The organism is Nocardia sp. CC201C, from assembly GCF_030010695.1.
Lineage (GTDB): Bacteria > Actinomycetota > Actinomycetes > Mycobacteriales > Mycobacteriaceae > Nocardia > Nocardia otitidiscaviarum.
The window spans coordinates 1-8,783 of record NZ_JASCXP010000320.1 but is presented as its reverse complement, the minus strand read 5'-3'; the positions used below and the strand labels follow the sequence as shown (position 1 = coordinate 8,783).

7 protein-coding genes and 1 pseudogene are annotated in these 8,783 nt (G+C 68.7%); all 8 read right to left on the bottom strand.

All coding sequences use genetic code 11. The features are described 5' to 3' along the window. A partial coding sequence (locus QK444_RS26730) for a hypothetical protein (protein WP_282784855.1) occupies positions 1-835 on the bottom strand: 835 nt, incomplete at its 3' end. A gap of 632 nt (positions 836-1,467) precedes the next feature. Continuing rightward, positions 1,468-3,054, bottom strand: a complete 1,587-nt coding sequence (locus QK444_RS26725; RefSeq protein ID WP_282784853.1) for an FAD-dependent oxidoreductase — start codon at positions 3,052-3,054, stop codon at positions 1,468-1,470. Continuing rightward, the gene (locus QK444_RS26720; RefSeq protein WP_282784851.1) at positions 3,055-4,059 is read right to left on the bottom strand and encodes a diiron oxygenase; all 1,005 of its coding nucleotides are present in this window, start codon (positions 4,057-4,059) and stop codon (positions 3,055-3,057) included. It abuts the gene before it with no gap. Between the two features lie 184 nt (positions 4,060-4,243). After that, entirely contained in the window at positions 4,244-5,248 is a 1,005-nt protein-coding gene (locus QK444_RS26715) for an Hsp70 family protein (protein WP_282784849.1), read from the bottom strand. A 1,017-nt stretch (positions 5,249-6,265) separates the two neighbouring features. Beyond that, positions 6,266-7,069 (bottom strand): annotated as a pseudogene (locus QK444_RS26710) (N-acetylmuramoyl-L-alanine amidase); the annotation flags it as partial. 152 nt (positions 7,070-7,221) lie between these two features. Continuing rightward, positions 7,222-7,683, bottom strand: a complete 462-nt coding sequence (locus QK444_RS26705; RefSeq protein WP_282784847.1) for a Rieske (2Fe-2S) protein — start codon at positions 7,681-7,683, stop codon at positions 7,222-7,224. 74 nt (positions 7,684-7,757) lie between these two features. After that, positions 7,758-8,333 carry a DUF6529 family protein gene (locus tag QK444_RS26700; protein ID WP_282784846.1) on the bottom strand — a complete coding sequence of 192 codons (576 nt, stop codon included), beginning with the start codon at positions 8,331-8,333 and terminating at the stop codon, positions 7,758-7,760. Next, the coding region (locus QK444_RS26695; RefSeq protein ID WP_282784844.1) for a hypothetical protein at positions 8,317-8,783 on the bottom strand (467 nt) is incomplete at its 5' end. The genes QK444_RS26695 and QK444_RS26700, both read right to left, overlap by 17 nt.

The following is an 8,783-nucleotide window of genomic DNA, read 5'->3' as shown; positions in this document are numbered from 1 at the left end:
GTGACATTATGTTGGGCAGTCCGAGTTCGCTCAGCGCCCGCCCCACCTCGACCGGGCGGGCCGCGCCGCCGATGAGCAGAATGCGGTCGATGTGGTTGAGGCTCAGCCCGCAGCGGTGCACCGTGGCCCGCACCAGCCGTAGCGAATTGCGAATATGCCAGGTACGCAGTCTGCTGGTGTCCGCCGCGGGCACCACCGCCGAAACCGGTTGGGCGGCGTCGGGGGCGATACTGCGCGCGTACCGGGCCAGCAGGGTGCCGAGTGGTCGGCCGCCGTAGTCGTGGGAGCGTTCGGCCCGGCCGAGTATCCCGCGCTCACCGCGGTCCGCCTCGGTGCGCACCACCGCGATATCGAGGCTGTTGCCGCCCAGGTCGTAGACGAGCGTGAGGCCGTCCTCGGAGATGCCGTGCTGGGCGTCGAGCCATTCCACCGCCGCCACCGGTTCGGGCATGAGCAGGACGTCGGATCCACCGGACCAGTCCAGCGCCCGCCGCAGCCGATGGACGTGCTTGTCGGAATAGCTTGCGGGATAGGCGGTTACGGCGGGCGCCTCGGGAGCATTGGTCTCGATGAGCCCGTTGACCACCGCGGCGACCAGATCCGCGGGCGACCAGATGCGGCCGCCCACCACCACCGGATCGGGTTCGCGGCTGAGATCGGCGAAATCCGTGACAACAGGGGCGAATCGGGGAATTCCACCGATTCGGGCACCGCCGGCACTGTCGAAGGTGACGGCCGTGCGCCGGACTCGGACAGCGGGTCGATTGCGTTCACCCGCCGCCCGCGACGTCGAGCTGGTGATCGCCCACACGGAGTTCACTGTGCCGATGCTCATGCCAAAACCAACAGTCATCGCTATCCCGTCAACGCACCGTGACCACGGCCCCACGTCGCACAACCATGTGGTCGCGGTCGTTTACCAAACAGCGCGTTCAGGTTAGCTGGCTCGTGCCGGACGTGAATGTTGAATCGGTGGAAAAGTTTTCGTGAACGGTAGCCAAGTTTGCGAATCTACTGGTCGGACAGCATCAAGACCAAGATCGCAGCCAACTTACAGCCCAGAAATACCGACCAGTCTTGCTTTGTGGCTACAACTCAGCGAACGCCATTCAATACCAACCGGTACGCGAGAAGAGTCCGGAAAACAAAACCGCGACGTCCGTACGACACGGCAATTTTCGGGTCACTGCTGGGTTGCTCACCCGAAACTTCGGTATTTGGAATGGAATAGACCGCTACCCGGTCGACACTCGGACGGTCACACGAAGGACGTCGTCCGGCCGCCCCGCGGTATTACACGCGATCACACAACTCACACATCCTGGACGGTCGCGCAGCGATTCTCGCCCGGAGGAAACTCTCGAATCGCGGTACGCAGCAGGATTATTCGCCCAAACAGGACGACCGCCGTATGCAGGTAGTTCGCATACGGCGGTCGTGAGGTCGGTTTCCGAGCCCTACTCGGAACTAGCGGCTCCGCACCAGCAGACGCAACGAACGTCGTGGATGGTTGGCGGCACCACCCCGGACGACCTGCGGCTGTCGAGTTCCAACCAAGCGGTCGAATTCGGCTGCGCTACCAGCCGGTTCGGGCAGCCGTCCCGCATTGAAGTCCGCGACCAGCTGCCGCACGGTTTCCTGTGCGCAGGACTTGTTGGTGCCGATAAAACCGGTCGGTCCCCGCTTGATCCACCCAGTGACATAGGCCCCGGACACCACCGCACCACCCGCGGCCTCCAACACCCGGCCGTCCAGATTCGGCACCACCCCGGCCCGCTCGTCGAACGGCAGCCCGGTCAGCGGCACACCCCGGTACCCCACCGAGGTGAGAACCAGTCCGGTATCCAGGGTTTCGGTCTGCTCGGTGGCCACGGCCCGCACCGCACCGTCGGCGTCGGCGACGAGTTCGTTGCGCACCAGCTCCATCCCGGTCACCCGGTCCACCCCGGTGAGCGCGGTGGGCGACGCCAGATACTTGAAGACGATGCGCTTGCGCCCGCCGGTCGGCCGCTCCGCCAGTCCGCGCAGCAGCTTCAGCTTCTGCTCGACCTTCTGCGGCGCGTCGGCCGGGGTCTCGGGAATCTCGCCCTCGACGACGATATCCACGTCGGCGCCCAGCAGACCCACGAATTCCGGCACGGTGAAGGCGGATTCGGCCGGACCGCGACGCCCGACGACCACTACCTCCTCGATCTTGCTGTGCCGCAGCGCCTGCAACGCCTTGGGCGAGACCTCGGTCCCGGCCAGCAGCTCCGGATCGGTGGTCAGCAGCCGCGCCACATCGAGGGCGACATTGCCGTTGCCGACGATGACCGCCCGCCGCTGGGACAGGTCGAAGTACCGATCGGCATGATCGGGATGCCCGTTGTACCAGGCCACGAACTCGGTGGCCGAGACGCTGCCCGGCAGCCCCTCGCCCGGAATGCCGAGCTTGCGGTCCGCGGAGGCACCCACCGCGTACACCACGGCGTGATGGTGCCGCAGCAGCTCCTCGTGCGAAATATGCTTGCCGATCTCGACATTCAGATACGAGCCGAAGCCCGGCTGCGCCGAGATGGTGTCGAAGAGCTTGGCGACCTGACGGGTCTTGGCGTGATCGGGCGCGACGCCGAAGCGGGCCAGACCGTACGGCGTGGACAGCCGGTCGAACACCGTCACCTGCACCCCGGCCTGGGTGAGCAGCTCGTCGGCGGCGTACATGGCCGACGGTCCGGAACCGATCACGGCCACCCGCAGCGGCTCCCGGCCGGGCTTCACCTCGGGCGCGGGAATGGGCCGCGCCAGCAGCGGCCGGGGCCGCTCCTGCCGGTAGAAGTCGGCGTTGATCTCGATGAACGGCTGCTGATCGGCGGTCAGCTTCTTGGAGGAGGTGATGGCGTCCACCGGACAGGCGGTGGCGCACGCGCCGCAGTCCACGCACGCCTTCGGGTCGACGTAGAGCATCTCCGCCGTCCGGAAGTCGGGCTCGTCGGGCGTGGGGTGGATGCAGTTGACCGGGCAGGCGTAGACGCAGGACGCGTCGCTGCAGCAGGACTGCGTGACGACGTACGGCATCTAGGCCACCTTGTTGCCGCGGAGGGGCTCCGAGCGGTAGCGGGAGGTGGGGCCGTCGATGCGCAGCAGCTTCCACACCGCCTTGGAGACCGGGTTCATCAGGCCGATCTCCTTGGCCAGGGCGCGCACGTCCACGAAGTAGTCGGCGAAGACCTGCTTGGCGTCGGAGGACCCGTAGAACAGCTCCTTGCGCACCTTCTCCGGGATGTCGAACTCCTGGAAGAACGCCTTGGGCGGGGTCGCGATGGAGCGGCCCAGAATCCACATGACGATCGGCATGGCGATGGAGAGCACGAAGCGCTGCGGCGCGCCCTGCTCGGGCACATGCTGCTTGAGGAATTCGTGCGCGAAGGAGATGTGACGGGCCTCCTCGGCGACGTGGATCGCCATGACGCCGCGCATGATCGGGTGCACGTCCTCGCCGGAGCGCAGGATCTGCTTCTGGATGTGGTCGATGGGCTCCTCGCCCGCGAGCACCGCCATGAAGAACAGGTTCGGGAACATGACCGCCACGGGTACGCCGAAGTGGCGCAGCTGGCGCACGAGCGGGCCCATGCCCGGTACGTCCATGCCGATGCGGTTCACCATCTCCTGGAACATCAGGGTGTGGTTGAGCTCTTCGGCCATCTCGTGGGTGCAGTACCGGAACTCGGGGTCACCGTTGGGCAGCGAGAAGGTGTGCTGCACCATGCCGCTGATCAGGATGGACTCGAACTGCAGGCCGACCTTGGCGACATTGGCCTGGCGGTACTTGCCGATGGCGATCTTCTGCTCATCGCTCAGCGCGCGGTACCAGGGGTGGCGACCCAGCGGGTCGGCGGACTCGGGCAGGATCCAGCGCTCGGGCTTGGTATTCGCGTCGAAGTCCGGGTTCTCCCAGTCGATGTCCTCGTAGGGGTCGAAGTGCTTGTTCACCGACCCTTCCGACAGCAGCAGCAGCTTCTGCGCGTATTCCTGAGCTTCCGCGACGATCGGGTCGTCGATGGGCGTTGTGGCTACGGACATCGTCGTCACAGCCTCTCCAGTTCAGTGTCGGTAACTGTGTCCCATGGTTACACCAAACAAGAGTTACGTCAATAATGCTGTCACGGATATCTGGTTACCCGCGAGTCGTGACCGGGGAGGATGCGCGCGAAACCGCGAAGAGACCCGCATCACAGCGCACGGAAGTATCCGTAACCCGAACCGCTCAGATGGCGGCGACGCGGGCCAGGCGGCGACGGAAGAGGCTGAAGCCGGGGTGTCGGTGGGTCGCGGCCTCGTGGTCGAGTTGGGCGTCGCGGGCCGCGATGGCCGCGCCGTCGGCAATGGTGCGTTCGGGGTCCTGCGCCACGATGACAGGGCGTGCCAGTTCGGCCGAGAGCACCTCGGCGACCTCGGGCGGGCGGGCCGCACCGCCCACGACCAGTACGCGGTCGACATCGGCCATGGTGACGTCGGCGATGCGCAGACCCCGGTAGACCAGGGTCAGGGAGCGGCGCACATGGCGGGCGCGCAGATCGCCGGCATCGGCGTCGGAGACGTGGGAGACGACCGAACCGCCGTGGCGCTTCAGATGCTGGGCGAGCATGCCGCCGAAGGCGCGACCGCCGTAGTCGGTCGAGCGCAACGGCTCCCCCACGATGGGATCGGCGGGCGCGCCCGCGCCCACGCGCACGAGGGTGACGGTGAGGCCGGAGCCGCCCAGGTCGTAGACGAGCGCCAGTCCCGGGGTGAGCGGTCCGCGTTCGGCGGCGAGCCAGGACACCGCGGCGAGGGGCTCGGCCAGCAGGGTGGCCCGGTCGAGCCCGACGCCCGCGAGCGCGGCACGCAGGTCGGCCACGTGATCGTCGGAGTACCCGGCCGGATGGGCCACCGTGACGGCGGTATCCGCGGCCGGAGCCTTCCCCAGCACCTCCTCGATCACGCTGTACGCCACGGTCGCCACCAGATCGGGTGCCGTGAGCGCGCGGTGGCCGACGCGCGCGGTCGGCGCGCCGCGCTGGGTCAGATCGGCGAATTCGGTGATGACGCGACCGTGTTTGGGTATCCGGCCGACGCGGGCATTGCCCGAACTGTCGAAGGTGAGGGTGGTCCGCCAGGTGACGGGGACCGCGCCGCGGCGACGGCCGGGCGGATTCTTGCCCGCACGGTCCGATGCCGTCGCGCACACCGTATTGACCGTGCCGATACTGAGACCAACGCCGAACACCATCAGTTCACCTCGATCGACGAGTCGTTGTTTCGCCAGTCACCATGACCCGACCCGTGTTTCAGGCAACCACCGCGCCGGATGCTTGCCAAGCAGAGGACACCCGGTTGTCCGCAGTTGCGCCTCCCGGTGACGGCACCGCCGGTGAGCGGGGGCTGGGTGACGCCACACCCGAGCGGACATCGAGATCGCGAGAAGTTTGCCCGAATCCCACGCGCCGGTCGGTCCGTGTTGATCTCGGCGCCACGAACCGCCCGCCCCCGCCGCGCCCGTGCTCGCGGACAACGAAAACCGCCCTCGCACCGGGTAATTCGGTGCGAGGGCGGCACGGGTCGGCGGGCACGGCGCTCAGTTGGTCGGCGCGATCAACTCCGACATGAGGGTCGAGACCAGCGTGTAGGCGAGATTGACCAGACTGGAGGCGATCCCGGTCTCCTGACTGTTCATGCCGAGCATCTTGGCCATCGGCCCCAGCAGCTGCACGGCGGTTTGCACCAGCGTCTTCAGCGAACCGGATTCCGACGGCTTCGTCTGGTCCGCCCCCGGCGTGGCCGGTGCCGTCGCCCCCGGACTCGGCTTCGCGTTCGGCAGTTGCGGTGCGGCCGGTGCCGCCTGATTCGGCTTGGCGGCCGCGGCGGGCACCTGCGGATTCGGCTGTGCGCCGGGAGCCTGCGGGGCGGCCGGAGTGCCGGCCGGAATCGGCACACCCTCCGAGATCGGCCGGATGCCGTTGCCGACCGCGTCGCCCGGAACCGCCTGCTGCGGCGCGGTCGCGTCGTCGTGGGCCACCGGTTGTGCCTGGAGCCGCACCGGCGCGCCCTCCGCCCGCGGTTCGTCCGGAGTTCCCGGCTGCACCGCGGGTTGCTCAGCGCCCGGGGCCGGGTCCGGCTCGATCGCCTGCGCGGGCTGCACCGGATAGGCGGGGACCTCCGGCGCCGGAGCGGGCGCCTGCGCCTGCACCTGTGGGTCCGGTTCCGGAACGGCCGCCTGCTGCGGCTCGGCCGGGCCCGGGTCCAGTCCGAGCAGGAAGGCCGCCAGGCCGGTGGTGATGGCCACCGCGTGGCGCAATTGCCCCTCGGGCGATTCGAGCAGTCGCGCGTCCTCGGGGTTCGCGCCATTGCCCATTTCGAGGAAGACGTCGGGCACATGGGTCAGCGCCGGTCCGGCGATATCGGCGCGGGTCTGCAGGCCCTCGTTCCCGCCGTAGGAGGCGATGGGGAAACCGGCGCGCACGTAGGCGTCGCGCATGGCCTGGCTGGCGGCCAGCCCGGGTCCGCCCTGCACCTCGGTGGCCTTGGCGTCGGGCACCGGTAGTTGCGGAACGATGAGGTGGAAGCCGCGCAGTTCGGCGGGTGCGCTGTCGGCGTGGATGCTCACCGCGACATCGGCACCGGACCGGTTGGCCGCGGCGGCGCGTTCGTCGATGCAGCCGCCCCAGCCGGTGTCGTCGGACCGGCTGAGCACGACCTCCGCACCCAGGCCCTCCAGCGAGGTCCGCACCAACTGCGCGACATTCCAGTTGATGGTGTGCTCGGGGACGCCGTTGACGGTGACCATGCCGGTGGTCTGACACGGTTTGGAGCCGCCGCGGCCGTCGGAGACCGGCCGGGCGATGTTCTGATTGTGATTGGGGCCCTGGTGTCCCGGATCCAGGAAGACGGTCTTCCCGGCGAGCTTCTGGGGCAGTTCGGATATCGCGGGGCTGTCGGGCGCGGGGTTGTCGGGCGCGGCCAGCGCGGTGGCCGGGACGAATCCGGCCACGGTGGTGATCGCCGCGGCCGTGACGGCAGTGCGAATACCAGCCTTGATGATGCTTGGCTTCATAAGCGGTGACGGCGATCCGGGCGGAACGCCCCTCCCTTCCCACTAGTAACACCAAACCCAATGGTTCACTCTCGCAACGCTGGTTATCTTATGGCAAGTGCCAGGCTGCGCCGTGATAGAACTGTTACCAGTGGTCAGGAGGTATTACACCGTCACGCCGACACGATGCGGTCGCCTTCCACCCGGATCGAGCGATCTTTCAGCGGACGTGCCGCCGGACCGCTGGCGACCGTGCCGTCCAACCGGAAGCTGCTGCCGTGGCACGGGCACTTGATCAGGCCGTCGGACACCTCGTTCACCGTGCATCCGGCGTGCGTGCAGGTCGAGGAGAAGCCCTGGAAGGTTCCGGCCGCGGCCTGCGTGATCACCACATCACCGGCGATGAGCCCGCCGCCCACCGGCACGTCGGCGGTCTTGGCCAATTCGGCCGGGGGCTGCCCGTCCACCCGCTCCTCCGGCGCGCCCGAATCGGCCTGGTCGCCGCCGTAGCTGGAACAGGCGGCCAGGGTCACGGCCGCCGCGGCCACGCCCACACCGGCCAGTGCGGTGCGGCGGTCCAGCCGCGGGCCGCCGGGCTCGGCGTCGGGCGTCGAGTTGTCATTGTCGTGGGTCATGGATTCACTCCTGTTCGCAGGGGGCCGACGAGACGACCGCTCACGGTTATCGACGTACGGGCGGGCCGCCGGGTTCACGCGCCGAAGCCCTTGACCCGGAAGTACCAGACCGCCGAGCTGAACCACAGCCCCACGAATCCGGTGAACAGCAACCCACCCGCGACCGGAATCACCCAGCCGGGTAACCCTTTTCGGGTGAGCAGCAGCATCTTGGTGACGAAGATGCCGTAGACCAGGCAACCGAGCAGCGAGTGCACCAGCACCCGGGTGTCGAAGGTGGCGAAACCGAAGGCGTAGAGACAGTGCACCGCGACCGGCAGGCTGATCAGCACCGCCAGGCGACCCGACCAGACGTGCCAGAACGAGGCCCACCGGCCGGGCCGGACCTTCGGCAGCAGGCCGTACATGGCCAGGGCGCTGATGTCCTGCCCGACGGCCAGCACCACCACCGCGGTGGCGAGCCAGGATTTCACCGCGCCCGGGCTGGAGAATCCGGCCAGGCTCACGGCGGTGCCCGCCGGGGTGTGCACGGCACCGTAGACACCGAGCGCGACGGCGGTGGCCGCGCCCGCGAGCACGATCAGGGCGATGGCCGAAGCCGTTGCGCTGCCGCCGGTTTCGCGGGCCGGAGGCTCAGAAGTCGTCGTCATCGCCGGTCACCTTTCGGGCGTCGGGGGCCAGGCTCGGGGCGGGTGAGGTGGTCCCGTCGGCATTGCGGCGCACACCCGTGACCGAGCCGTCGGGGGCGACCACCCAGCTGTCGCGCGCGCCCGCGCCGCGGTCGATGTAGATGCCCGCCGGATCGCGCACGGCGGGTGCGGTGAATTCCCAGCTGCGCTCCCCCATGGTCAGCACCCCGGTGAGGGCACCGTCGAGGAGGGCGGCCTCGATTCGGGATTCCTTGCCCGACAGCTCGGTTCGCCCGGCGGCGGCGTCGCCGCGCAGCCAGCTCTCGACGCTCGCGCCGTCGCAGACATAGGCGACGGAGCGAGCGCCGGCGACCGTCACCGACAGGGTGAGCGGACGCCCCTCGGTCGCGATGGTGGTCACGTAGTCGGCCTGAGCCGGGAACGGCGTCACACTGGCCGTGGGGGTCGCGG